This window comes from Pseudomonas sp. p1(2021b), assembly GCF_020151015.1.
Classification (GTDB): domain Bacteria; phylum Pseudomonadota; class Gammaproteobacteria; order Pseudomonadales; family Pseudomonadaceae; genus Aquipseudomonas; species Aquipseudomonas putida_K.
Genome location: NZ_CP083746.1, coordinates 445,001 through 469,716, shown reverse-complemented (window position 1 = coordinate 469,716; position 24,716 = coordinate 445,001). Strand labels below are relative to the sequence as shown.

Below are 24,716 nucleotides of genomic sequence, written 5' to 3'. Positions count from 1 at the left end.
CTTCCTTACTCAGCACTGCTGCTGAAATCGAGATCTTGGCCTGGCTGAAGGGAGACGATCGCCTTCTTCCAGTCATTACGCTTGCCCAGACCACGTGCGGTACGCTTGGTTTTACCCAGGACGTTGACAGTCGACACGTTTTCAACTTTTACGTTGAACAGGCCTTCGACAGCTTTCTTGATTTCCAGCTTGGTTGCGTCAGTAGCAACCTTGAATACGAACTGGCCTTTCTTCTCAGCCAGAACGGTAGCCTTCTCGGAAACGTGCGGGCCAAGGAGGACTTTAAATACGCGTTCCTGGTTCATCCCAGCAGCTCCTCGAATTTCTTCACGGCCGAGACAGTGATCAACACTTTCTCGTATGCGATCAGACTGACCGGATCGGAACCCTGGACGTCACGTACATCGACGTGCGGCAGGTTACGAGCAGCCAGGTACAGGTTCTGATCAACGGCGTCGGAAACGATCAGTACGTCGTTCAGACCCATGCCGTTCAGCTTGTTCAGCAGGTCCTTGGTCTTCGGGGCTTCGACTGCGAAGTCCTGAACTACGACCAGACGCTCGCTACGTACCAGCTCGGAGAGGATGGAGCGCAGGGCTGCGCGGTACATCTTCTTGTTGAGCTTCTGCGAGTGGTCCTGAGGACGAGCTGCGAAGGTGACACCACCGCCGCGCCAGATCGGGCCACGAGTGGTACCGGCACGAGCACGGCCGGTGCCCTTCTGACGCCATGGGCGCTTACCGCCACCAGCCACGTCGGAACGGGTCTTCTGCTGCTTGGTGCCCTGACGGCCGCCGGCCATGTAGGCCACGACTGCTTGGTGTACCAGCGTCTCGTTGAATTCGCCACCGAAAGTCAGTTCGGAAACTTCGATCGCCTGAGCGTCATTTACATTGAGTTGCATGTCAGTTTCCCCTTAACCGCGAGCCTTGACAGCTGGACGCACAACCACGTCGCCGCCAGTAGCGCCTGGAACGGCACCCTTGACCAGCAGCAGGTTGCGTTCTGCGTCTACGCGTACTACTTCCAGGGACTGAACAGTCACGCGCTCGGCGCCCATGTGACCGGACATCTTCTTGCCCTTGAATACACGACCAGGAGTCTGGCACTGGCCGATGGAGCCAGGGACACGGTGCGATACGGAGTTACCGTGGGTGTTGTCCTGACCACGGAAGTTCCAACGCTTGATGGTACCGGCGAAGCCTTTACCTTTGGACTGACCGGTTACGTCTACCAGCTGGCCTGCAGTGAAGAGTTCAGCTTTGATCAGATCGCCAGCCTGGAAATCGCCTTCTTCAAGACGGAACTCCCAAACACCGCGACCAGCGGCAACGTTAGCCTTGGCGAAGTGACCTGCCTGAGCGGCAGTCACGCGCGAAGCACGACGCTCGCCGACAGTGACTTGCACTGCACGGTAGCCATCGGTTTCTTCAGTTTTGAACTGGGTGACGCGATTCGGCTCGATCTCGATGACCGTGACCGGAATGGAGACACCTTCTTCGGTGAAAATGCGGGTCATGCCGCACTTACGACCGACTACACCAATAGTCATGTTGTAAACCTCATGAGTGTACGGGGCTTTCACCCGCTATGGCCGCCCATTTCAGAGCGTTACACGACCAGACCGAAGTCTTAGCCGAGGCTGATCTGTACTTCCACGCCTGCCGCGAGATCAAGCTTCATCAGCGCGTCAACGGTTTTATCCGTCGGCTGGACGATGTCCAGAACACGCTTATGAGTGCGAATCTCGTACTGGTCACGCGCGTCTTTGTTGACGTGCGGGGAAACCAGAACGGTGAAACGCTCTTTGCGGGTTGGCAGTGGAATTGGACCACGCACTTGTGCACCAGTACGTTTCGCGGTTTCCACGATTTCCTGGGTGGATTGGTCGATCAGGCGATGGTCAAATGCCTTCAACCTGATACGGATTTGCTGATTTTGCATTGGATTTCAGACTCCAGGCTGTTCCCATCGGGCGCACTACGCCCGTTAAAAGGAGGCGTGATTCTATAGACGCCCCCATTTAGTGTCAACCCAATAAAAAAAGCCCCCGCTGAGCGGGGGCTTTTTCAATCGATCGAGTGATTACTCGATGATTTTGGCTACGACGCCGGCGCCGACGGTACGACCGCCTTCACGGATAGCGAAGCGCAGACCGTCTTCCATTGCGATGGTCTTGATCAGGGTGACAGTCATCTGAATGTTGTCACCTGGCATTACCATTTCAACGCCTTCCGGCAGTTCGCAGTTACCGGTCACGTCAGTGGTACGGAAGTAGAACTGAGGACGGTAGCCTTTGAAGAACGGAGTGTGACGGCCGCCTTCTTCCTTCGACAGAACGTAGACTTCTGCGGTGAACTTGGTGTGCGGCTTGACCGAACCCGGCTTGACCAGAACCTGACCACGCTCGACTTCGTCACGCTTGGTGCCGCGCAGCAGCACGCCGCAGTTCTCGCCAGCACGACCTTCGTCCAGCAGCTTGCGGAACATCTCAACGCCGGTGCAGGTGGTGTTGGTGGTCGGACGCAGACCAACGATTTCCAGCGGATCCTGAACGCGGACGATACCACGCTCGATACGACCGGTAACTACGGTACCACGACCCGAGATCGAGAACACGTCTTCGATCGGCATCAGGAACGGCTGGTCAACGGCACGAACTGGCTCAGGGATGTAGGCATCCAGAGTTTCAACCAGCTTCTTGACAGCGCTGGTACCCATTTCGTTGTCGTCTTTGCCTTCCAGCGCCATACGAGCCGAACCGATGATGATCGGGGTGTCGTCGCCTGGGAAGTCGTAGGTGGACAGCAGGTCGCGAACTTCCATCTCGACCAGTTCCAGCAGCTCAGCGTCGTCTACCAGGTCGGCCTTGTTCAGGAAGACCACGATGTAAGGAACGCCTACCTGACGGGACAGCAGGATGTGCTCACGGGTTTGTGGCATCGGACCATCGGCGGCCGAGCAAACCAGGATCGCGCCGTCCATCTGGGCAGCACCGGTGATCATGTTCTTCACGTAGTCAGCGTGACCTGGGCAGTCAACGTGAGCGTAGTGACGAATGTTCGAGTTGTACTCGACGTGAGCGGTGTTGATGGTGATACCGCGCGCTTTTTCTTCCGGAGCCGAGTCGATCTTGTCGAACTCAACGACTGCCGAACCGAAAACTTCGGAGCAGACGCGAGTCAGAGCTGCGGTCAGAGTGGTCTTACCGTGGTCAACGTGGCCGATGGTGCCGACGTTAACGTGGGGAAGGGAACGATCAAATTTTTCTTTAGCCACGACAGTGAACCTCTTGCCTAAAGGGCTGGATTAGCCTTGTTTTTTAACGAGTGCTTCGACGATGTTCGACGGAGCTTCGGAGTACTTGGAGAATTCCATGGAGTAGCTTGCGCGACCCTGAGACATGGAACGGACGTCGGTCGCATAACCGAACATTTCTCCCAGCGGGACTTCTGCACGGATAACCTTGCCGGAGACCGAGTCATCCATACCCTGGATCAGACCACGACGACGGTTCAGGTCACCCATCACGTCACCCATGTAATCCTCAGGGGTTACTACCTCAACCTTCATGATCGGTTCAAGCACAACACCGCCGCCCTTCTGAGCCAGCTGCTTGGTCGCCATGGAGGCCGCGATCTTGAACGCCATCTCGTTGGAGTCGACGTCGTGGTACGAACCGTCGAACACGGTAGCCTTCAGGCCGATCAGAGGATAGCCGGCGACAACGCCGTTCTTCATCTGCTCTTCGATACCCTTCTGGATCGCCGGGATGTATTCCTTCGGAACCACACCGCCAACGACTTCGTTGGTGAAGACCAGGCCTTCGGTGATGTTGCCCTTGTCATCCTGGTCCGGCTCGGAGAAGCGGATCCAGCAATGACCGAACTGACCACGACCACCCGACTGACGAACGAACTTGCCTTCGATCTCGACGTTGGACTTGGTGATCTTCTCGCGGTACGAAACCTGCGGCTTGCCGATGTTGGCCTCAACGTTGAATTCGCGCTTCATGCGGTCAACGATGATGTCCAGGTGCAGCTCACCCATACCGGAGATGATGGTCTGGCCGGTTTCTTCGTCGGTCTTGACGCGGAACGACGGGTCTTCCTGGGCCAGCTTGCCCAGCGCGATACCCATCTTTTCCTGGTCTTGCTTGGTCTTCGGCTCAACAGACAGCGAGATCACTGGCTCTGGGAAGTCCATACGCTCGAGGATGATTGGCTTGTCGGCGTCGCACAGGGTTTCACCCGTGGTGACGTCCTTCATGCCGATCAGGGCCGCGATGTCGCCAGCGCGTACTTCCTTGATCTCTTCACGCTGGTTGGCGTGCATCTGCACCATACGACCAACGCGCTCTTTCTTGCCCTTGACCGAGTTGATGACCGAGTCACCGGAGCTCAGAACGCCCGAGTACACGCGAACGAAGGTCAGGGTACCTACGAACGGGTCGGTAGCGATCTTGAACGCCAGAGCCGAGAACGGCTCGTTGTCGTCGGCATGACGCTCGTCGTGACGAACGGCAGGATCGTCCTTGGCCAGATCCTTGTCATCCGGGTTGATACCCTGGATGGCAGGAATTTCGGTCGGAGCCGGCAGGAAGTCGATCACAGCGTCGAGAACCAGGGGAACGCCCTTGTTCTTGAACGAGGAGCCGCAGACAGCAGGAACGATTTCGCTCGCCAGAGTACGGGCGCGCAGACCGGCCTTGATCTCTTCGACGGACAGGTCACCTTCTTCAAGGTACTTGTTCATCAGCTCTTCGTTGGCTTCGGCAGCGGACTCGACCATGTTGGCGCGCCACTCTTCAGCCAGCTCCAGCATATCGGCAGGAATTTCTTCCTCACGATAGGTGGTGCCCTTGTCGTCTTCGTTCCAGTAGATGGCTTTCATCTTGATCAGGTCGACCTGACCCTGGAAGTTGTCCTCGGCGCCGATAGCCAGCTGGATTGGAACCGGGGTGTGACCCAGGCGGTTCTTGATCTGGCCGACAACGCGCAGGAAGTTGGCACCGGCACGGTCCATCTTGTTCACGTAGACAACACGTGGAACGCCGTACTTGTTGGCCTGACGCCATACGGTTTCGGACTGCGGCTCAACGCCGGAGGTACCGCAGAATACGACGACCGCGCCGTCGAGTACACGCAGCGAACGCTCAACTTCGATGGTGAAGTCAACGTGGCCGGGGGTATCGATGACGTTTACGCGGTAGTTGTCGTACTGACCACGGGAGCCCTTCCAGAAGGTGGTAACGGCAGCGGAGGTAATGGTGATACCGCGCTCCTGCTCCTGCACCATCCAGTCGGTGGTCGCGGCGCCGTCATGCACCTCGCCCATCTTGTGGCTCAGACCTGTGTAGAACAGGATCCGCTCGGTAGTGGTAGTCTTGCCCGCATCGACGTGCGCGCAGATACCGATGTTACGGTAGCGGTTAATAGCTGTAGTACGAGCCATAAAGCCCTCGCAAAAAAATTGATGCTTGAATTAGAAGCGGTAGTGCGAGAACGCCTTGTTGGCTTCGGCCATACGGTGCACGTCTTCACGCTTCTTGACTGCAGCACCCTTGCCTTCGGCAGCATCCAGCAGTTCACCAGCCAGGCGCAGGGCCATGGACTTCTCGCCACGCTTGCGGGCGTAGTCTACGAGCCAGCGCATTGCCAGAGCGTTACGACGGGACGGACGAACTTCAACCGGAACCTGGTAAGTGGCACCGCCGACACGGCGGGACTTTACTTCGACCAGCGGAGCGATGGCGTCGAGAGCTTTCTCGAAGATTTCCAGGGGGTCGCTGTTCTTGCGTGCTTTGACGGTATCCAGGGCACCGTAAACGATGCGCTCGGCTACGGCCTTCTTGCCGCTTTCCATCACGTGGTTCATGAACTTGGCGAGGATCTGGGATCCGTACTTCGGATCGTCCAGGATCTCACGTTTTGCTGCTACACGACGTCTTGGCATGATAAGCCCTCAAACGGTCTTCAGGTTAGCCCGGGACGCGGGTCTTCGACCCCTGCCCGACCTTACTCTTATCGACTCAAAAAATTGGATGTCTGCAAACGGCCGATTACTTCGGACGCTTGGTACCGTACTTGGAACGACCCTGGTTACGGCCTTTGACGCCCGAAGTATCCAGAGAGCCGCGAACGGTGTGGTAACGAACACCTGGCAAGTCTTTTACACGGCCGCCACGGATCAGGACGACGCTGTGCTCTTGCAGGTTGTGGCCTTCACCGCCGATGTACGAGGAAACCTCGAAACCGTTGGTCAGACGCACACGGCATACTTTACGCAGTGCCGAGTTAGGTTTTTTCGGCGTGGTGGTGTACACGCGGGTGCACACGCCACGACGCTGCGGGCAGTTCTGCAGCGCAGGTACGTCGGATTTCTCGACGGTACGCTTACGCGGCTGACGTACCAGCTGGTTGATAGTTGCCATCTACTAGCTCCACTGATTGTCTTGCGACGCTATTGTCTTGCAAGAAAGCCAAAAATTGGCGAGACGGAGCCTCACCAAATTTAAGGGTACAAAAGTCTAAAGAGGATCTTGCACCCAGTCAAGACGAGGCCCCGGCCCTCCTCGCCCGGTCATCGGCAACAATTCATGTCACCGATGCCCTGCGAGATGAACCGGGGCCCTGCCCTGTTCTTAGTTACCGCTGGAGTTCAGCGCTTCGGTCAGTGCGGCTTCCACCTCACTGGCGCTCACACGCAGCGGCTTGTCGGCATCACGGCGACGCTTACGCTCGCTGTGGTAGGCCAGACCGGTACCGGCCGGGATCAGACGACCCACGACCACGTTTTCCTTCAGGCCGCGCAGATAATCGCGCTTGCCGGTGACGGCCGCCTCGGTCAGCACGCGGGTGGTTTCCTGGAAGGAAGCCGCGGAGATGAACGATTCGGTCGACAGCGAGGCCTTGGTGATACCCAGCAGTACACGCGAGAACTTCGAGACGAACTTGTCCTCGGCGGCGAGACGCTCGTTCTCGACCAGCACCTGGGTCAGTTCCATCTGGTCGCCCTTGATGAAGCTGGAGTCGCCGGACTCGGTGATCTCAACCTTACGCAGCATCTGACGCAGGATGGTCTCGATGTGCTTGTCGTTGATCTTCACGCCCTGCAGGCGGTAAACGTCCTGGATCTCGTTGACGATGTACTTGGCCAGCGCGCTCACACCCAGCAGGCGCAGGATGTCGTGCGGATCGCTCGGGCCGTCGGAAATGACTTCGCCGCGGTTTACCTGTTCGCCTTCGAAGACGTTCAGGTGGCGCCACTTCGGAATCAGCTCTTCGTACGGATCGCTGCCGTCGGTCGGGGTAATGACCAGGCGACGCTTGCCCTTGGTTTCCTTACCGAAGGCAATGGTACCGCTGACTTCAGCCAGGATCGACGCTTCCTTCGGACGACGCGCTTCGAACAAGTCGGCAACGCGCGGCAGACCACCGGTGATGTCACGGGTCTTGGACGTTTCTTGCGGAATACGCGCGATAACGTCACCCACACCGATCTGTGCACCGTCAGCCACACCGACGAGGGCGTTGGCCGGCAGGAAGTACTGGGCAGGTACATCGGTACCTGGCAGGTACAGGTCCTTGCCTGCGGCGTCGACCATCTTGATCGCCGGACGGATTTCCTTGCCTGCAGCAGGGCGATCCTTGACGTCCATCACTTCGATGTTGGTCAGGCCGGTCAACTCGTCGGTCTGACGCTTGATGGTGATGCCTTCTTCCATGCCCACGAAGGTCACGGTACCTTTCAGTTCGGTAACGATCGGATGGGTGTGCGGGTCCCACTTGGCGACGATGGCGCCAGCTTCGACCTTCTCACCTTCCTTGACCGAAATGACCGCACCGTACGGCAGCTTGTAGCGCTCACGCTCACGGCCGAACTCGTCGGCAATGGCCAGCTCGCCGGAACGCGATACGGCAACCAGGTTGCCATCGGCGCGTTCGACCTGCTTGAGGTTGTGCAGACGCACCATACCGCCGTTCTTCACCTGGACGCTGTCGGCAGCCGAGGTACGGCTTGCAGCACCACCGATGTGGAAGGTACGCATGGTCAGCTGGGTACCCGGCTCACCGATCGACTGGGCTGCGATAACGCCGACAGCCTCACCGATGTTCACCTGGTGACCGCGAGCCAGGTCACGACCGTAGCACTTGGCGCAGATGCCGTAGCGGGTTTCGCAGCTGATCGGCGAACGTACGACCACTTCGTCGATGCTGTTCAGCTCGATGAACTCGACCCACTTCTCGTCGACCAGGGTACCGGCCGGAACGATGACGTCTTCGGTGCCCGGCTTGAACACGTCACGGGCGATGACACGACCCAGTACGCGCTCACCCAGCGGCTCGACAACGTCGCCGCCTTCGATGTGCGGGGTCATGACCAGGCCCTGATCGGTGCCGCAGTCGATCTCGGTCACCACCAGATCCTGGGCCACGTCGACCAGACGACGGGTCAGGTAACCGGAGTTCGCGGTCTTCAGTGCGGTATCCGCCAGACCTTTACGAGCACCGTGGGTCGAGATGAAGTACTGCAGAACGCTCAGACCTTCACGGAAGTTTGCAGTGATCGGCGTCTCGATGATGGAGCCGTCCGGCTTGGCCATCAGGCCACGCATACCGGCCAGCTGACGGATCTGGGCCGCGGAACCCCGCGCACCGGAGTCAGCCATCATGTACATCGAGTTGAAGGATTCCTGCTCGACTTCATTGCCTTCGCGGTCGATGACCTTCTCTTTCGAGAGGTTGGCCATCATCGCCTTGGACACTTCGTCGTTCGCCTTGGACCACAAGTCGATGACCTTGTTGTACTTCTCGCCCTGGGTTACCAGGCCGGAGGCGTACTGGCTCTCGATTTCCTTCACTTCGTCGGTAGCGGTACCGATGATGCGGGCCTTCTCGTCCGGGATAACGAAGTCGTTAACACCGATCGATACACCGGAAATGGTCGAATAAGCAAAGCCGGTGTACATCAGCTGGTCGGCGAAGATGACGGTTTCCTTCAGACCTACCACACGATAGCACTGGTTGATCAGCTTGGAGATCGCCTTTTTCTTCATCGACTGGTTGACGACGTCGAACGGCAGGCCAGCTGGCACGACCTGGAACAGCAGCGCACGGCCGACGGTGGTGTCGACGATACGGGTGTTCTTGGTGATGCTGCCGTCACGCTCCTTCACGGTCTCGTTGATACGGACCTTGATCTTCGCGTGCAGCGCGGCCTCGCCGGCGCGGAATACGCGGTCGACTTCCTGCAGGTCAGCGAACACACGACCTTCGCCCTTGGCGTTGATGGCTTCACGGGTCATGTAGTACAGACCCAGAACCACGTCCTGCGAAGGAACGATGATCGGCTCGCCGTTGGCAGGCGACAGGATGTTGTTGGTCGACATCATCAGCGCGCGCGCCTCGAGCTGGGCTTCCAGCGTCAGCGGCACGTGAACAGCCATCTGGTCACCGTCGAAGTCGGCGTTGTACGCAGCACACACCAATGGGTGCAGCTGGATTGCCTTGCCTTCGATCAGCACCGGCTCGAACGCCTGGATACCCAGACGGTGGAGGGTCGGCGCACGGTTGAGCAGTACGGGGTGTTCGCGGATCACCTCGGCCAGGACGTCCCAGACCTCCGGCAGCTCGCGCTCGACCATCTTCTTGGCAGCCTTGATGGTGGTCGCCAGACCACGCATTTCCAGCTTGCCGAAAATGAACGGCTTGAACAGCTCCAGGGCCATCTTCTTCGGCAGACCGCACTGGTGCAGGCGCAGGGTCGGGCCTACGGTAATTACCGAACGACCGGAGTAGTCCACGCGCTTACCGAGCAGGTTCTGACGGAAGCGACCCTGCTTACCTTTGATCATGTCGGCCAAGGACTTCAGCGGACGCTTGTTCGAGCCGGTGATGGCGCGACCGCGACGGCCGTTGTCCAGCAGGGCGTCGACCGCTTCCTGCAGCATGCGCTTTTCGTTGCGCACGATGATGTCCGGTGCCGACAGGTCCAGCAGGCGCTTCAGACGGTTGTTACGGTTGATCACCCGGCGGTACAGGTCGTTCAGATCGGAAGTCGCGAAGCGACCACCATCCAGCGGAACCAGCGGACGCAGGTCTGGCGGCAGAACCGGCAGAACGGTCAGGACCATCCACTCAGGCAGGTTGCCCGAGCCCTGGAAAGCTTCCATCAGCTTCAGGCGCTTGGACAGCTTCTTGATCTTGGTTTCCGAGTTGGTCTGCGGAATCTCTTCGCGCAGGCGGCCAATTTCGTGCTCCAGGTCGATAGCGTGCAGCAGCTCGCGGACAGCCTCGGCACCCATGCGGGCGTCGAAGTCGTCACCGAACTCTTCCAGCGCTTCGAAATACTGCTCGTCGTTCAGCAGCTGGCCCTTTTCCAGGGTAGTCATGCCCGGATCGATAACGACATAGCTCTCGAAGTAGAGCACGCGCTCGATGTCACGCAGGGTCATGTCCATCAGCAGGCCGATACGGGACGGCAGCGACTTCAGGAACCAGATGTGGGCAACCGGCGAGGCCAGTTCGATGTGCGCCATGCGCTCACGACGAACCTTGGCCAGGGCGACTTCAACGCCGCACTTCTCGCAGATCACACCGCGGTGCTTGAGGCGCTTGTACTTACCGCACAGGCACTCGTAATCCTTGACTGGGCCAAAGATCTTGGCGCAGAACAGGCCGTCACGCTCAGGTTTGAACGTACGGTAGTTGATGGTTTCCGGCTTCTTAACTTCACCGAACGACCACGAACGGATCATCTCAGGCGACGCCAGACCGATGCGGATAGCGTCGAACTCTTCGACTTGACCCTGGTTTTTCAGCAAATTCAGTAGGTCTTTCAAGGCCTTTCCTCCTGGCGGAGCAGGAAGCGGGCATTACCTGCCCCGCTCCCCTTCGCGTCACGTGTTATTCGGTTTCCAGATCGATATCGATACCGAGCGAACGGATCTCTTTGATCAACACGTTGAAGGACTCGGGCATGCCCGGCTCCATACGGTGATCGCCATCCACGATGTTCTTGTACATCTTGGTACGGCCGTTCACGTCGTCCGACTTCACTGTGAGCATTTCTTGCAGGGTGTATGCCGCGCCGTATGCTTCCAGCGCCCACACTTCCATCTCCCCGAAACGCTGACCACCGAACTGCGCCTTACCACCCAGCGGCTGCTGGGTAACCAGGCTGTACGAACCAGTGGAACGCGCGTGCATCTTGTCGTCCACCAAGTGGTTCAGCTTGAGCATGTACATGTAACCCACGGTTACAGGACGCTCGAACTTGTTGCCGGTACGGCCATCGAACAGGACCATCTGGCCGCTCTCAGGCATGTCGGCCAGCTTCAGCATGGCCTTGATCTCGCGTTCCTTGGCACCATCGAAGACCGGGGTAGCCATCGGCACGCCCTTCTTCAGGTTGTTCGCCAAGGCGAGGATCTCTTCGTCCGAGAACTCGTCCAGGTTTTCCTGGCGACCGCCGATCTCGTTGTAGACCTCGGTCAGGAAGCTGCGCAGCTCAGCGGCCTTGCGCTGCTCTTCGATCATGCGGTCGATCTTCTCGCCCAGGCCCTTGGCCGCGAGGCCCAGGTGGGTTTCAAGGATCTGACCGACGTTCATACGCGAAGGTACGCCCAGCGGGTTCAGAACGACGTCGACCGGAGTACCGTTGGCGTCGTGCGGCATGTCTTCGACCGGCATGATCACCGAGACCACACCCTTGTTACCGTGACGACCGGCCATCTTGTCACCCGGCTGGATGCGACGGCGGATAGCCAGGTAGACCTTGACGATCTTCAGTACGCCTGGAGCCAGGTCATCGCCTTGCTGCAGCTTGCGCTTCTTGTCTTCGAACTTGTCGTCCAGCAGGCGACGGCGATCGACGATGTACTGCTGAGCCTTTTCCAGCTGCTCGTTCAGTGCATCTTCAGCCATGCGCAGCTTGAACCACTGGCCGTGCTCCAGACCGTTCAGGACTTCGTCAGTGATCACGGTGCCTTTCTTCAGGCCCGCACCACCGTCGACCACCTGGCCGTTCAGGGCTGCACGCAGACGTTCGAAGGTCGCGCCCTCGACGATGCGGAACTCTTCGTTGAGGTCCTTGCGGATCTCGTCCAGCTGCATCTTCTCGATGGCCAGGGCGCGGCTGTCGCGCTCGACGCCGTCACGGGTGAAGACCTGGACGTCGATGACGGTGCCCTTGGTACCGGTCGGCACGCGCAGGGAGGTGTCCTTAACGTCGCTGGCCTTCTCACCGAAGATGGCGCGCAGCAGTTTTTCTTCCGGCGTCAGCTGGGTCTCGCCTTTCGGAGTGACCTTGCCGACCAGGATGTCGCCAGCGCCGACTTCGGCACCTACGTAGACGATACCGGCTTCGTCCAGCTTGTTCAGCGCAGCCTCACCCACGTTCGGGATGTCCGCGGTGATTTCCTCTGGGCCAAGCTTGGTGTCACGCGCCACACAGGTCAGTTCCTGGATGTGGATGGTGGTGAAGCGATCTTCCTGGACCACACGCTCGGACAGGCAGATGGAGTCTTCGAAGTTGAAGCCGTTCCACGCCATGAACGCGATGCGCATGTTCTGACCCAGCGCCAGTTCACCCATGTCGGTGGACGGGCCGTCGGCCATGATGTCGCCACGCGCGACCACATCACCCTTGCTCACCAGCGGACGCTGGTTGATGCAGGTGTTCTGGTTCGAACGGGTGTACTTGGTCAGGTTGTAGATATCCACACCTGCTTCGCCGGTCTCGACTTCATCGTCGGCCACGCGAACCACGATACGGCTGGCGTCGACCGAGTCGATCACGCCGCCACGACGGGCCACGACGCAGACGCCGGAGTCACGGGCGACGTTGCGCTCCATGCCGGTACCGACCAGCGGCTTGTCGGCGCGCAGGGTCGGAACGGCCTGACGCTGCATGTTCGAACCCATCAAGGCACGGTTGGCGTCGTCGTGCTCGAGGAACGGGATCAGCGAGGCAGCGACGGAAACAACCTGCTTCGGCGAAACGTCCATCAGGGTGACGTCTTCCGGCGCCTTGACGGTGAATTCGTTCAGGTGACGGACCGCTACCAGCTCATCGACAAGCTGCTTCTTCTCGTTCATCGCGGCCGAAGCCTGGGCGATCACGTGATCGGCTTCTTCGATGGCGGACAGGAAGACGATCTCGTCGGTGACCACACCCTCTTTCACCACGCGGTACGGGCTTTCCAGGAAGCCGTACTGGTTGGTGCGGGCGTAGGCCGCCAGGGAGTTGATCAGACCGATGTTCGGACCTTCAGGGGTTTCGATCGGGCACACGCGGCCATAGTGGGTCGGGTGTACGTCACGAACCTCGAAGCCAGCACGCTCACGGGTCAGGCCGCCTGGGCCGAGTGCGGAGACGCGGCGCTTGTGGGTGATCTCGGAGAGCGGGTTGTTCTGGTCCATGAACTGCGAGAGCTGGCTGGAACCGAAGAACTCCTTCACCGCCGCCGCAACCGGCTTGGCGTTGATCAGGTCCTGCGGCATCAGGCCTTCGCTTTCAGCCATCGACAGGCGTTCCTTGACCGCGCGCTCTACGCGCACCAGGCCAACGCGGAACTGGTTCTCGGCCATCTCGCCGACACAACGGACGCGACGGTTACCCAAGTGGTCGATGTCATCGACGATGCCTTTGCCGTTACGGATGTCGACCAAGGTCTTCAATACGTCGACGATGTCTTCCTTGCTCAGCACGCCCGAACCTTCGATCTCGGTACGACCGATACGACGGTTGAACTTCATGCGGCCCACGGCGGACAGGTCGTAACGCTCGGCGCTGAAGAACAGGTTGTTGAACAGGGTCTCGGCGGCATCCTTGGTTGGCGGCTCGCCTGGGCGCATCATGCGGTAGATTTCGACCAGGGCCTCCAGCTGGTTGCTGGTGGTGTCGATCTTCAGGGTATCGGAGATGAACGGGCCGCAGTCGATGTCGTTGGTGTACAGGGTCTCGATGCGCACGACCTGCGCCTTGGCGACCTTGATCAGCAGCTCGGTGGTCAGTTCGGTGTTGCACTCGGCCAGGATCTCGCCGGTGGCCGGATGCACGATGGCCTTGGCGGTGGTACGGCCCAGGACGTATTCCATTGGAACGTCCAGCTGCTTGACGCCGGCCTTCTCGAGCTGGTTGATGTGGCGCGCGGTAATACGGCGGCCCTGCTCGACGATGACCTTGCCGCTGCCGTCATGGATGTCCATGACCGCGACTTCACCACGCAGACGCTGAGGAACCAGCTCCAGGCTCAGTTTTTCGCCGGAAACGTGGAACACGTTGGTGGTGTAGAAGGTGTTGAGGATTTCCTCGGTGCTGTAGCCCAGGGCACGCAGCAGTACCGAAGCCGGCAGCTTGCGGCGACGGTCGATACGCACGAACACGCAGTCCTTCGGGTCGAACTCGAAGTCCAACCAGGAACCGCGGTAAGGGATGATGCGAGCGGAGTACAGCAGCTTGCCGGAGCTGTGGGTCTTGCCACGGTCGTGGTCGAAGAACACACCAGGCGAGCGGTGCAGCTGGGAAACGATAACACGCTCGGTACCGTTGATAACGAAGGTACCGTTTTCAGTCATCAGGGGGATTTCACCCATGTAGACTTCTTGCTCTTTGATGTCCTTGATCGCTTTGTTCGACGATTCCTTGTCGAAGATGATCAGGCGCACCTTCACACGCAGCGGGACAGCGAACGTCACGCCACGCAGGACACATTCCTTCACATCGAAGGCCGGCTCGCCCAGGCGATAGCCGACGTACTCCAGGGCAGCATTGCCGGAGTAGCTGATGATCGGGAATACCGATTTGAAGGCCGCGTGCAGGCCGACGTCGCGGAACTGATCCTTGGATGCTCCCGCCTGCAGGAATTCGCGATACGAATCCAGCTGGATGGCCAGGAGGTAAGGCACATCCATGACGTCCGGCAACTTGCTAAAGTCCTTGCGGATACGTTTTTTCTCAGTGTATGAGTAAGCCATCAGCGTTCCCCAGCTTGGTCACCTGCTTGTTTGGCTCCTCCCGAGCGGGAGCAGCCAGAAAATCTGCAAACCCCATGGTTTGCACACCCTCTTGGGTGTCTTGCAGCACGTTATCGGGGCCGACCTGATCGGCCACCAATAACGGAAAAAGGCCGGTGGCATAAGCCACCAGCCGTCAGCCTTTCGCTCAACGCTTGGGCTGGAGTCGCAAAGTCGAAATTACTTCAGCTCGACTTTAGCGCCTGCTTCTTCCAGCTTCTTCTTGGCGTCTTCAGCAGCTTCTTTCGAAACGCCTTCAGCGATCACAGCAGGAGCGCCGTCAACTTTCTCTTTGGCTTCTTTCAGGCCCAGACCGGTCAGTTCACGAACGGCCTTGATCACGTTGACCTTCTTGTCGCCAGCTTCGGCCAGAACGACGTTGAACTCGGTCTGCTCTTCAGCAGCGGCAGCAGCGCCACCAGCAGGGGCAGCAGCAACGGCGGCAGCAGCGGTAACGCCGAAGGTTTCTTCCATCGCTTTGATCAGTTCAACAATTTCCAGAACGGTTTTCTGGCCGATCGCTTCGATGATTTGCTCGTTAGTCAGAGACATGACTATGAATTCCTGTATTGGGGTGACAGCCTACGCGGCCATCAAATTAAACGTTTGATTTCGAAAGAGACTACGCGGCCTTAGGCTGCAGCAGCTTCTTTCTGGTCGCGCAGAGCAGCCAGGGTACGAGCCAGCTTGCTGGTTGCACCTTGGATCACGCTCATCAGCTGTGCGATAGCCTCGTCGCGAGTTGGCAGAGTTGCCAGCACGTCGATCTGGTTAGCGGCAAGGAACTTGCCGTCGAACGCAGCTGCCTTGATCTCGAACTTGTCCTGACCCTTGGCGAACTCTTTGAACAGACGAGCAGCAGCGCCCGGGTGTTCATTGGAGAAAGCGATCAGGGTCGGGCCTTTGAACGCGTCATTGAGGACCGAGTACTCGGTGCCTTCAACAGCGCGCTTGAGCAGGGTGTTACGTACGACACGTACGTAAACGCCAGCTTCGCGGGCCTCTTTACGGAGTCCGGTCATTGCGCCTACAGTCACACCACGGGCATCGGCCACGACAGCGGACAGAGCGACTTTGGCAGCCTCGTTGACTTCAGCGACGATGGCCTTCTTGTCTTCGAGTTTAATTGCCACGGGTTTACTCCTGGTTTTTACCGTTTCATCCAGCCGAGGCCAGATGTCGTTTTGGTGTCTGATTCGGTAACGAATCGGGAGCACCATCTGCGTAGGCTTGTGGTTTAAGGCTTGCGCCGCCTACGGTCTTGGACAGCCCCCGCCAGGCAGGGACCCCAATTTTCAGCAGCCGGTGCGAACAGGGCCGCACCGGCCGAGCATTACACGTTCAGCGAGCTCTGATCGATGATCAGACCTGGGCCCATAGTGGTGCTCAGGGTTACGCGCTTGACGTAGATACCTTTCGAGGAAGCCGGCTTGATACGCTTCAGATCGGCGATCAGGGCTTCAACGTTTTCCTTCAGCTTGCCAGCTTCGAAGCCGACCTTGCCAACGGAGGTGTGGATGATACCGTTCTTGTCGGTACGGTAGCGAACCTGACCAGCCTTGGCGTTCTTGACGGCGCCGGCTACGTCTGGAGTTACAGTACCCACTTTCGGGTTCGGCATCAGGCCACGAGGACCCAGGACCTGGCCCAGCTGACCCACAACGCGCATGGCATCAGGCGATGCGATGACGACGTCATAGTTCAGGTCGCCGCCTTTCATTTCGGCAGCCAGGTCGTCCATACCAACGCGGTCGGCGCCGGCGGCCAGAGCAGCTTCAGCAGCTGGGCCCTGGGTGAAGACGGCTACACGAACGGTCTTGCCAGTGCCGTGCGGCAGCACGGTAGCGCTGCGGACGACCTGGTCGGATTTACGCGGGTCAACACCGAGGTTGACGGCGATGTCGTAAGACTCGACGAATTTGGCAGCCGGCAGGGAAGCCAGCAGATTCGCGGCCTCTTCGAAGTTGTAGGCCTTGCCTGCTTCGATTTTCTCGGCGATAGCCTTTTGGCGCTTAGTCAGCTTAGCCATTACACACCCTCCACGTTCAGGCCCATGCTGCGGGCGGAGCCGGCGATGGTGCGCACGGCAGCGTCCAGGCCAGCTGCGGTCAGATCAGCCTGCTTGGTCTTGGCGATCTCTTCCAGCTGAGCACGGGTCACGGTACCGACCTTGACAGTGTTCGGACGGGCCGAACCGCTGGTCAGGCCAGCTGCTTTCTTCAGCAGAACCGAGGCAGGGGTGCTCTTGGTTTCGAAGGTGAAGCTACGGTCACTGTAGACAGTGATGATCACTGGAGTCGGCAGACCTGGCTCTTGACCCTGGGTACGGGCGTTGAAGGCCTTGCAGAATTCCATGATGTTCACGCCGTGCTGACCCAGTGCTGGACCAACGGGTGGGCTTGGGTTGGCCTGGCCGGCCTTAACTTGCAGCTTGATATAAGCCTGAATCTTCTTAGCCATGAGCTACTCCAAAATCGGGTACGAACGCCAGATGGCTCCCCGTATGACTTGCGTTTTATCCCAGTGACGACAAAACCCCGCAGCACATAGGGCTGCGGGGTATGGGATGCGTCGTTCGCCTAGACCTTCTCGACCTGGCTGAACTCGAGCTCCACCGGAGTAGAGCGACCGAAAATAAGCACTGCAACCTGCAAGCGGCTCTTTTCGTAGTTAACTTCTTCGACACTGCCGTTGAAGTCAGCGAAGGGACCGTCAATGACGCGAACCACTTCACCCGGCTCGAACAGCGTCTTCGGCTTCGGCTTGTCACTGCCATCGGCAACGCGACGCAGGATAGCTTCAGCCTCTTTATCGGTGATCGGCGCAGGCTTATCTGCGGTACCACCAATGAAACCCATGACACGAGGGGTATCCTTGACGAGGTGCCAAGTCCCTTCGTTCATTTCCATCTGGACCAATACATAGCCAGGGAAGAACTTACGCTCGCTCTTGCGCTTCTGGCCGTTACGCATTTCAACGACTTCTTCGGTCGGGACAAGAATCTCGCCGAACTCGTCTTCCATGCCAGCCAGCTTGACGCGCTCGATCAGGGAGCGCATGACATGCTTCTCGTAACCCGAGTAAGCATGCACGACGTACCAACGCTTAGCCACGGGACACCCTTAGCCAACAATCAAGGAGACCGCCCAGCCGAGCAGGGAATCAAGACCCCACAACAGCAGCGCCATAACCAGCACGACAACCACGACGATGAGCGTGGTCTGAGTGGTTTCCTGGCGGGTCGGCCACACGACTTTACGGATCTCGGCACGAGCCTCCTTCGCCAACGCAAAGAACGACTTACCCTTTGCAGTCTGCAGAGCAACGAAGCCTGCAACGGCAGCCAGGGCGAGAAGTGCAAGGACGCGATACAGGATTGGAGCTGCGGAATAATACTGATTACCCACAACACCAACGACTACCAATACAACAACAGCCAGCCACTTGAACAGATCAAAACGCGATTCTTGGGCTTCAGTTTTGGGAGTCATCGAGGAGGATCCTGTGAGAAGAAAGCCATCACACCGAGGTGAATGGCAGGTCAGGAGGGAATCGAACCCCCAACCTACGGTTTTGGAGACCGTCGCTCTGCCAATTGAGCTACTGACCTTTAACGCTGTATCAGGCCGGCCATTATGCCGGCCCGATCATGAGAAATCAACTACTTATTCAATAATTTTTGCTACGACGCCGGCGCCGACGGTACGACCGCCTTCACGGATAGCGAAGCGCAGACCGTCTTCCATTGCGATGGTCTTGATCAGGGTGACAGTCATCTGAATGTTGTCACCTGGCATTACCATTTCAACGCCTTCCGGCAGTTCGCAGTTACCGGTCACGTCAGTGGTACGGAAGTAGAACTGAGGACGGTAGCCTTTGAAGAACGGAGTGTGACGGCCGCCTTCTTCCTTCGACAGAACGTAGACTTCTGCGGTGAACTTGGTGTGCGGCTTGACCGAACCCGGCTTGACCAGAACCTGACCACGCTCGACTTCGTCACGCTTGGTGCCGCGCAGCAGCACGCCGCAGTTCTCGCCAGCACGACCTTCGTCCAGCAGCTTGCGGAACATCTCAACGCCGGTGCAGGTGGTGTTGGTGGTCGGACGCAGACCAACGATTTCCAGCGGATCCTGAACGCGGACGATACCACGCTCGATACGACCGGTAACTACGGTACCACGACCCGAGATCGAGAACACGTCTTCGATCGGCATCAGGAACGGCTGGTCAACGGCACGAACTGGCTCAGGGATGTAGGCATCCAGAGTTTCTACCAGCTTCTTGACAGCGGTAGTGCCCATTTCGTTGTCGTCTTTGCCTTCCAGCGCCATACGAGCCGAACCGATGATGATCGGGGTATCGTCGCCTGGGAAGTCGTAGGTGGACAGCAGGTCGCGAACTTCCATCTCGACCAGTTCCAGCAGCTCAGCGTCGTCTACCAGGTCAGCCTTGTTCAGGAAGACCACGATGTAAGGAACGCCTACCTGACGGGACAGCAGGATGTGCTCACGGGTTTGTGGCATCGGACCATCGGCGGCCGAGCAAACCAGGATCGCGCCGTCCATCTGGGCAGCACCGGTGATCATGTTCTTCACGTAGTCAGCGTGACCTGGGCAGTCAACGTGAGCGTAGTGACGAATGTTCGAGTTGTACTCGACGTGAGCGGTGTTGATGGTGATACCGCGCGCTTTTTCTTCCGGAGCCGAGTCGATCTTGTCGAACTCAACGACTGCCGAACCGAAAACTTCGGAGCAGACGCGAGTCAGAGCTGCGGTCAGAGTGGTCTTACCGTGGTCAACGTGGCCGATGGTGCCGACGTTAACGTGGGGAAGGGAACGATCAAACTTTTCCTTAGCCATCGATACAGTCCTCCGCAGAAGAAATAGTCATTGCTACTGATAAAACAAAGGCAGATATTTTCATATCTGCCTTGTTTATATGGAGCTCTTGAGCGGACTTGAACCGCTGACCTCACCCTTACCAAGGGTGTGCTCTACCAACTGAGCTACAAGAGCGAAACGCTTTTTGCAATAACAGCAAACTTGGAGCGGGTAGCGGGAATCGAACCCGCATCATCAGCTTGGAAGGCTGAGGTTCTACCACTAAACTATACCCGCGGAGCTTGCGGCTCTCGCTAAACTGGTGGAGGGGGAAGGATTCGAACCTTCGAAGTCGTAGACGTCAGATTTACAGTCTGATCCCTTTGGCCACTCGGGAACCCCTCCTAAGTGTGGGCGGCATTTTCAACTCTTGCCGTCCTGCTGTCAAGCTTTTTCTCATTAAAATCTTGAGGTTAGCTACTTTGACAACAGCTTCCGGTCCTACCACCTCAGTGGTGTTCCCTGCGAAGCGGGCGCCATTCTATCAAGCTATTCAGCAGTTGCAATACCCTCGCACAAAATAATTTTGTGTTTTAAGTCTTTGAAATCCTTGGAAAGACTGGAAAGGACTGCAGAGTCCAGCAAACGCTCGCTTTCAACGGCCACCTTCAACCAGCGGCCGTCTGCCCCGGGCAGCTGCCCCACCACCGGCACGGTAGCGATATCCAGGCTCACCAGGCGCTGACGCAGAGCGCCAAGCTGTTCCTGGGTCGCCAGCCCACCTACCACCAGGCACTCCTCACGGCGCCTGGCCGGCGCAGAGGCTCCGGTCTCACGCAACAGGCGAATCTCCTGCTGGTTACCTTTATAGAGAGAAAGAGGGGCCACTTCCTTGGCCTTCAGCGGCGCTTCCTGCTGATGCCAGACGTAATAGACGACATTGAGCACCACCAACAGCAGAAACAACCAACGCATAGGCACCTCAATCCAATGGACAGGCCATGGCCAGGCCGACGAAGACCAGGTCGGGTATCACCCGAGCCTGCGGGACCGACTCCTGCACCAGGGGCGCATCACCGCCAGTAAGGAATACGGAGAATGCATCCCCCCACAACGCACGCGCCTGCTCGATCTGTGTACGAGCAAAGCCTTGCAGCATCAATACGCAACCTCGCTCGACCGCCTCAACAGTAGAATGCCCAGGAGCCAGGCTGCTCAAGGCGCGCTCCGCTGACGCATCGTCGTAACGGATCCTGCGGGTATGCGTACGCAGCTGGCTGCGCATCAGCGGCATGCCTGGGCAGATGTACCCACCGAGGTGCTGACCGTCAGCAGCCACGAAGTCCGCCTTGGCCGCCGTTCCCAGATCGATCACAAGGCAGGCGCCTTTCGCCAGGTGGTAAGCACCCAATGCGGCAAGCCAACGATCCATGCCCAGGCGCTGGTAGTCGTCATACCCGTTACGCACGCCAGCCATTTCCTGGGCGGGATGAGCAACCTGCACCCGCACACCGAAACGCTGTTCCAGTAGCGCACAAAGCACATCGGTTTCATCTTCGCTGCGCACACTCACCATGCGGCAGCCAGTCAACCGCTGGCCGGGCAATCCAGCGACCTGGACCAGCAATGCCTGGTCTGAGTCGACGATGCCACCACCGACGATGGTTGCATCACTGGCGTGGATCACCCGCCACTTGATAAAGCTGTTACCGCAATCGAGCTCAAGAATCATCACGCAACCTCAAACTGAGCTCTCCTGCACTGAAGCTCTTTTCCACGCCATCGACCTCAAGACGCAGGGCGCCCTGCCCGTCAACCCCAAGCACCACCCCATCGATACGGTTGTTACCCGCAACAAGCGATACCGTTCGCCCCTGCCAAAGGTTCGCCTGTTCCCATTCTTCCTGGAATGCCGCGAAACCGTAGCGACGATGGCGAGCCAGCTCATGCTGCAGTTGCTGGTTGAGCTGCGCGACGAGACGATTACGATCGACCATTATCCCGGCCTCACGCCTCATTGACGTCCACTGCTGATCAACTTGGTCATTGACCTGCATATTCACATTGATGCCTATACCCAGCACGACGTGGCAGACATCTGCAGGATCCCCAACCAGCTCCAAGAGGATACCCGCGATCTTTTGCTGACCGACCAATAGGTCATTGGGCCACTTCAACCCGACCCCCACCAAGCCAAACCCCTGGAGGGTGCGCATGACAGCCAGGCCAACGACCAAACTCAGGCCTTCGAGCTGACGCATGCCGCCATCCACCCGCAGCACCAAGCTGTAATAGAGATTTTCAGCGAACGGACTTATCCACTGGCGACCTCGCCTTCCCCGGCCAGCGCTCTGACGCTCGGCCAACACCACGAACGGCGCAGATCGCCCTTCGCCGATCAAGCGCAGGGCTTCGGCATTGGTCGAATCGATGGTGTCATGGATCGCGAGCGGCCAAGCTTCTCCGTGCGTATATTCGGCGATCGATTGCGAGTTGAGCAGGGCAAGCGGTGCGGCCAACTGATAGCCACGACCGCGCACCTTGTGGATAACAAGGTTTAGTTCGCTTTCCAGGTGTTGCAGCTGTTTCCACACGGCGCTGCGACTCACCCCCAATGCTTCCCCCAGGGCCTGCCCGGAATGGAACCGGCCATCCTTGAGGAGATTCAACAACTTCAGCATGCCAGTCTCGACCAGGAATAAGGCTGGCATGATAGCGACGCGTCAGGGGGCTTGCATAGGAAAAGGCGGCAATCCTGGGCCCGCAGGTAATGCCTTGTAGCCGACGCGCCCCTCTGTAGGAGCGGCCTTGTGCCGCGAACCGGGTGCGCAGCGGCCGTAAGCCCAGGCGACGCGGTGCACCAGGGGGATCGGGGTGGCAGGGTTGGCGGTCGCTGCGCGCCCGCTTCGCGGCACAAGGCCGCTACAGGGCGAGGCGCGCGTCTTTCGGAGAGCGGAAAGACAAAACCCCTACCTGCTCACGCAGATAGGGGTTTTGCGAAATGAATCTTGACGATGACCTACTCTCACATGGGGAAGCCCCACACTACCATCGGCGATGCATCGTTTCACTGCTGAGTTCGGGATGGGATCAGGTGGTTCCAATGCTCTATGGTCGTCAAGAAATTCTGTTGCCAGAACGTCCAGATGGACATGCCAGCCAATTCGGATATGTGAATTTGTGATGCAAACTTTCGGTTCGTTCGTCTTCACCACCGCAATTCGCAACAGCAAATTGCTTGGGTGTTATATGGTCAAGCCTCACGGGCAATTAGTATCGGTTAGCTCAACGCCTCACAGCGCTTACACACCCGACCTATCAACGTCGTAGTCTTCGACGGCCCTTCAGGGGATTCAAGATCCCAGTGAGATCTCATCTTGAGGCAAGTTTCCCGCTTAGATGCTTTCAGCGGTTATCTCTTCCGAACATAGCTACCCGGCAATGCCACTGGCGTGACAACCGGAACACCAGAGGTTCGTCCACTCCGGTCCTCTCGTACTAGGAGCAGCCCTCTCAAATCTCAAACGTCCACGGCAGATAGGGACCGAACTGTCTCACGACGTTCTAAACCCAGCTCGCGTACCACTTTAAATGGCGAACAGCCATACCCTTGGGACCGGCTTCAGCCCCAGGATGTGATGAGCCGACATCGAGGTGCCAAACACCGCCGTCGATATGAACTCTTGGGCGGTATCAGCCTGTTATCCCCGGAGTACCTTTTATCCGTTGAGCGATGGCCCTTCCATACAGAACCACCGGATCACTAAGACCTACTTTCGTACCTGCTCGACGTGTGGGTCTCGCAGTCAAGCGCGCTTTTGCCTTTATACTCTGCGACCGATTTCCGACCGGTCTGAGCGCACCTTCATACTCCTCCGTTACTCTTTGGGAGGAGACCGCCCCAGTCAAACTACCCACCATACACTGTCCTCGATCCGGATCACGGACCTGAGTTAGAACCTCAAGGTTGCCAGGGTGGTATTTCAAGGATGGCTCCATGAGAACTGGCGTCCCCACTTCAAAGCCTCCCACCTATCCTACACAAGCAAGCTCAAAGTCCAGTGCAAAGCTATAGTAAAGGTTCACGGGGTCTTTCCGTCTAGCCGCGGATACACTGCATCTTCACAGCGATTTCAATTTCACTGAGTCTCGGGTGGAGACAGCGCCGCCATCGTTACGCCATTCGTGCAGGTCGGAACTTACCCGACAAGGAATTTCGCTACCTTAGGACCGTTATAGTTACGGCCGCCGTTTACCGGGGCTTCGATCAAGAGCTTCGCTTGCGCTAACCCCATCAATTAACCTTCCGGCACCGGGCAGGCGTCACACCCTATACGTCCACTTTCGTGTTTGCAGAGTGCTGTGTTTTTAATAAACAGTCGCAGCGGCCTGGTATCTTCGACCGGCATGGGCTTACGGAGCAAGTCCTTCACCCTCGCCGGCGCACCTTCTCCCGAAGTTACGGTGCCATTTTGCCTAGTTCCTTCACCCGAGTTCTCTCAAGCGCCTTGGTATTCTCTACCCGACCACCTGTGTCGGTTTGGGGTACGGTTCCCAGTTATCTGAAGCTTAGGAGCTTTTCTTGGAAGCATGGCATCAACCACTTCGTCGCCTGAAGGCAACTCGTCATCAGCTCTCGGCCTTGAAATCCCGGATTTGCCTAAGATTTCAGCCTACCACCTTAAACTTGGACAACCAACGCCAAGCTGGCCTAGCCTTCTCCGTCCCTCCATCGCAATAACTGGAAGTACAGGAATATTAACCTGTTTTCCATCGACTACGCTTTTCAGCCTCGCCTTAGGGACCGACTAACCCTGCGTCGATTAACGTTGCGCAGGAAACCTTGGTCTTTCGGCGTGCGAGTTTTTCACTCGCA

Annotated in this window: 21 protein-coding genes, 4 tRNA genes and 2 rRNA genes (1 of these 27 cut by a window edge); all 27 read right to left on the bottom strand. The window is 58.1% G+C overall.

Going from position 1 to position 24,716, the window contains the following annotated elements:
* Positions 1 to 5: 5 nt before the first annotated feature.
* Complete coding sequence (rplW, locus tag K8374_RS02075; protein WP_003255484.1) at positions 6 to 305, bottom strand: 50S ribosomal protein L23; 300 nt, start codon at positions 303 to 305, stop codon at positions 6 to 8.
* On the bottom strand, positions 302 to 904 hold the full coding sequence (gene rplD, locus K8374_RS02070; RefSeq protein ID WP_043210315.1) for a 50S ribosomal protein L4: 603 nt from the start codon (positions 902 to 904) through the stop codon (positions 302 to 304). Before rplD ends, rplW begins: the two co-directional genes overlap by 4 nt.
* A 12-nt stretch (positions 905 to 916) precedes the next feature.
* Entirely contained in the window at positions 917 to 1,552 is a 636-nt protein-coding gene (gene rplC, locus K8374_RS02065) for a 50S ribosomal protein L3 (protein WP_043210317.1), read from the bottom strand.
* Between the two features lie 80 nt (positions 1,553 to 1,632).
* On the bottom strand, positions 1,633 to 1,944 hold the full coding sequence (gene rpsJ, locus K8374_RS02060; protein ID WP_003186070.1) for a 30S ribosomal protein S10: 312 nt from the start codon (positions 1,942 to 1,944) through the stop codon (positions 1,633 to 1,635).
* Positions 1,945 to 2,085: 141 nt separating this feature from the next.
* Entirely contained in the window at positions 2,086 to 3,279 is a 1,194-nt protein-coding gene (tuf, locus tag K8374_RS02055; RefSeq protein ID WP_224457758.1) for an elongation factor Tu, read from the bottom strand.
* A 30-nt stretch (positions 3,280 to 3,309) separates the two neighbouring features.
* Complete coding sequence (fusA, locus tag K8374_RS02050; protein WP_084859371.1) at positions 3,310 to 5,454, bottom strand: elongation factor G; 2,145 nt, start codon at positions 5,452 to 5,454, stop codon at positions 3,310 to 3,312.
* A gap of 30 nt (positions 5,455 to 5,484) precedes the next feature.
* Positions 5,485 to 5,955 (bottom strand): 30S ribosomal protein S7, encoded by a 471-nt coding sequence (gene rpsG / locus K8374_RS02045; protein ID WP_003246741.1) that lies wholly within the window; start codon positions 5,953 to 5,955, stop codon positions 5,485 to 5,487.
* A gap of 106 nt (positions 5,956 to 6,061) precedes the next feature.
* Positions 6,062 to 6,433: a 30S ribosomal protein S12 gene (gene rpsL, locus K8374_RS02040; RefSeq protein WP_003257088.1), complete on the bottom strand. Its 372-nt coding sequence runs from the start codon at positions 6,431 to 6,433 to the stop codon at positions 6,062 to 6,064.
* A 210-nt stretch (positions 6,434 to 6,643) separates the two neighbouring features.
* Complete coding sequence (rpoC, locus tag K8374_RS02035; protein WP_224457757.1) at positions 6,644 to 10,843, bottom strand: DNA-directed RNA polymerase subunit beta'; 4,200 nt, start codon at positions 10,841 to 10,843, stop codon at positions 6,644 to 6,646.
* Positions 10,844 to 10,907: 64 nt separating this feature from the next.
* Positions 10,908 to 14,981 (bottom strand): DNA-directed RNA polymerase subunit beta, encoded by a 4,074-nt coding sequence (rpoB, locus tag K8374_RS02030; protein ID WP_084859375.1) that lies wholly within the window; start codon positions 14,979 to 14,981, stop codon positions 10,908 to 10,910.
* On the bottom strand, positions 14,962 to 15,150 hold the full coding sequence (locus tag K8374_RS02025) for a hypothetical protein (RefSeq protein ID WP_224457756.1): 189 nt from the start codon (positions 15,148 to 15,150) through the stop codon (positions 14,962 to 14,964). Before K8374_RS02025 ends, rpoB begins: the two co-directional genes overlap by 20 nt.
* A 50-nt stretch (positions 15,151 to 15,200) precedes the next feature.
* Positions 15,201 to 15,572, bottom strand: a complete 372-nt coding sequence (gene rplL, locus K8374_RS02020) for a 50S ribosomal protein L7/L12 (protein ID WP_043215349.1) — start codon at positions 15,570 to 15,572, stop codon at positions 15,201 to 15,203.
* An 80-nt stretch (positions 15,573 to 15,652) separates the two neighbouring features.
* The gene (rplJ, locus tag K8374_RS02015; protein ID WP_084859376.1) at positions 15,653 to 16,153 is read right to left on the bottom strand and encodes a 50S ribosomal protein L10; all 501 of its coding nucleotides are present in this window, start codon (positions 16,151 to 16,153) and stop codon (positions 15,653 to 15,655) included.
* Between the two features lie 200 nt (positions 16,154 to 16,353).
* Positions 16,354 to 17,049 (bottom strand): 50S ribosomal protein L1, encoded by a 696-nt coding sequence (gene rplA, locus K8374_RS02010; protein ID WP_084859378.1) that lies wholly within the window; start codon positions 17,047 to 17,049, stop codon positions 16,354 to 16,356.
* Positions 17,049 to 17,480 (bottom strand): 50S ribosomal protein L11, encoded by a 432-nt coding sequence (rplK, locus tag K8374_RS02005; RefSeq protein ID WP_224457755.1) that lies wholly within the window; start codon positions 17,478 to 17,480, stop codon positions 17,049 to 17,051. The genes rplA and rplK overlap by 1 nt, the downstream gene beginning before the upstream one ends.
* 119 nt (positions 17,481 to 17,599) lie before the next feature.
* The gene (gene nusG, locus K8374_RS02000) at positions 17,600 to 18,133 is read right to left on the bottom strand and encodes a transcription termination/antitermination protein NusG (RefSeq protein WP_011531880.1); all 534 of its coding nucleotides are present in this window, start codon (positions 18,131 to 18,133) and stop codon (positions 17,600 to 17,602) included.
* Between the two features lie 9 nt (positions 18,134 to 18,142).
* Positions 18,143 to 18,511, bottom strand: a complete 369-nt coding sequence (secE, locus tag K8374_RS01995; RefSeq protein ID WP_084859382.1) for a preprotein translocase subunit SecE — start codon at positions 18,509 to 18,511, stop codon at positions 18,143 to 18,145.
* A 43-nt stretch (positions 18,512 to 18,554) separates the two neighbouring features.
* A tRNA-Trp gene (locus tag K8374_RS01990) sits at positions 18,555 to 18,630 on the bottom strand.
* Between the two features lie 55 nt (positions 18,631 to 18,685).
* Positions 18,686 to 19,879: an elongation factor Tu gene (gene tuf, locus K8374_RS01985; protein ID WP_224457754.1), complete on the bottom strand. Its 1,194-nt coding sequence runs from the start codon at positions 19,877 to 19,879 to the stop codon at positions 18,686 to 18,688.
* A gap of 80 nt (positions 19,880 to 19,959) precedes the next feature.
* Positions 19,960 to 20,035: transfer RNA gene (locus tag K8374_RS01980), tRNA-Thr, on the bottom strand.
* A 28-nt stretch (positions 20,036 to 20,063) separates the two neighbouring features.
* Positions 20,064 to 20,137, bottom strand: a tRNA-Gly gene (locus K8374_RS01975).
* A 23-nt stretch (positions 20,138 to 20,160) separates the two neighbouring features.
* Positions 20,161 to 20,245, bottom strand: a tRNA-Tyr gene (locus tag K8374_RS01970).
* 144 nt (positions 20,246 to 20,389) lie between these two features.
* A complete protein-coding gene (locus tag K8374_RS01965) occupies positions 20,390 to 20,815 on the bottom strand; it encodes a hypothetical protein (RefSeq protein WP_224457753.1) in 426 nt (141 codons plus the stop codon).
* Between the two features lie 7 nt (positions 20,816 to 20,822).
* Complete coding sequence (locus K8374_RS01960) at positions 20,823 to 21,572, bottom strand: pantothenate kinase (RefSeq protein ID WP_224457752.1); 750 nt, start codon at positions 21,570 to 21,572, stop codon at positions 20,823 to 20,825.
* Entirely contained in the window at positions 21,562 to 22,521 is a 960-nt protein-coding gene (gene birA, locus K8374_RS01955) for a bifunctional biotin--[acetyl-CoA-carboxylase] ligase/biotin operon repressor BirA (protein WP_224457751.1), read from the bottom strand. The genes K8374_RS01960 and birA overlap by 11 nt, the downstream gene beginning before the upstream one ends.
* Positions 22,522 to 22,846: 325 nt before the next feature.
* Positions 22,847 to 22,962 (bottom strand): 5S ribosomal RNA (gene rrf, locus K8374_RS01950).
* Between the two features lie 127 nt (positions 22,963 to 23,089).
* Positions 23,090 to 24,716, bottom strand: a 23S ribosomal RNA gene (locus tag K8374_RS01945); it runs 1,265 nt beyond the window's last position.

What these genes read in the sequence shown, in the direction of transcription:
- rplW (WP_003255484.1), bottom strand. Translation starts at nt 305, where the DNA reads ATGAACCAGGAACGCGTATTTAAAGTCCTCCTTGGCCCGCACGTTTCC.
- rplD (WP_043210315.1), bottom strand. Translation starts at nt 904, where the DNA reads ATGCAACTCAATGTAAATGACGCTCAGGCGATCGAAGTTTCCGAACTG.
- rplC (WP_043210317.1), bottom strand. Translation starts at nt 1,552, where the DNA reads ATGACTATTGGTGTAGTCGGTCGTAAGTGCGGCATGACCCGCATTTTC.
- rpsJ (WP_003186070.1), bottom strand. Translation starts at nt 1,944, where the DNA reads ATGCAAAATCAGCAAATCCGTATCAGGTTGAAGGCATTTGACCATCGC.
- fusA (WP_084859371.1), bottom strand. Translation starts at nt 5,454, where the DNA reads ATGGCTCGTACTACAGCTATTAACCGCTACCGTAACATCGGTATCTGC.
- rpsG (WP_003246741.1), bottom strand. Translation starts at nt 5,955, where the DNA reads ATGCCAAGACGTCGTGTAGCAGCAAAACGTGAGATCCTGGACGATCCG.
- rpsL (WP_003257088.1), bottom strand. Translation starts at nt 6,433, where the DNA reads ATGGCAACTATCAACCAGCTGGTACGTCAGCCGCGTAAGCGTACCGTC.
- rpoB (WP_084859375.1), bottom strand. Translation starts at nt 14,981, where the DNA reads ATGGCTTACTCATACACTGAGAAAAAACGTATCCGCAAGGACTTTAGC.
- rplL (WP_043215349.1), bottom strand. Translation starts at nt 15,572, where the DNA reads ATGTCTCTGACTAACGAGCAAATCATCGAAGCGATCGGCCAGAAAACC.
- rplA (WP_084859378.1), bottom strand. Translation starts at nt 17,049, where the DNA reads ATGGCTAAGCTGACTAAGCGCCAAAAGGCTATCGCCGAGAAAATCGAA.
- rplK (WP_224457755.1), bottom strand. Translation starts at nt 17,480, where the DNA reads ATGGCTAAGAAGATTCAGGCTTATATCAAGCTGCAAGTTAAGGCCGGC.
- secE (WP_084859382.1), bottom strand. Translation starts at nt 18,511, where the DNA reads ATGACTCCCAAAACTGAAGCCCAAGAATCGCGTTTTGATCTGTTCAAG.
- tuf (WP_224457754.1), bottom strand. Translation starts at nt 19,879, where the DNA reads ATGGCTAAGGAAAAGTTTGATCGTTCCCTTCCCCACGTTAACGTCGGC.
- K8374_RS01965 (WP_224457753.1), bottom strand. Translation starts at nt 20,815, where the DNA reads ATGCGTTGGTTGTTTCTGCTGTTGGTGGTGCTCAATGTCGTCTATTAC.
- K8374_RS01960 (WP_224457752.1), bottom strand. Translation starts at nt 21,572, where the DNA reads ATGATTCTTGAGCTCGATTGCGGTAACAGCTTTATCAAGTGGCGGGTG.
- birA (WP_224457751.1), bottom strand. Translation starts at nt 22,521, where the DNA reads ATGCTGAAGTTGTTGAATCTCCTCAAGGATGGCCGGTTCCATTCCGGG.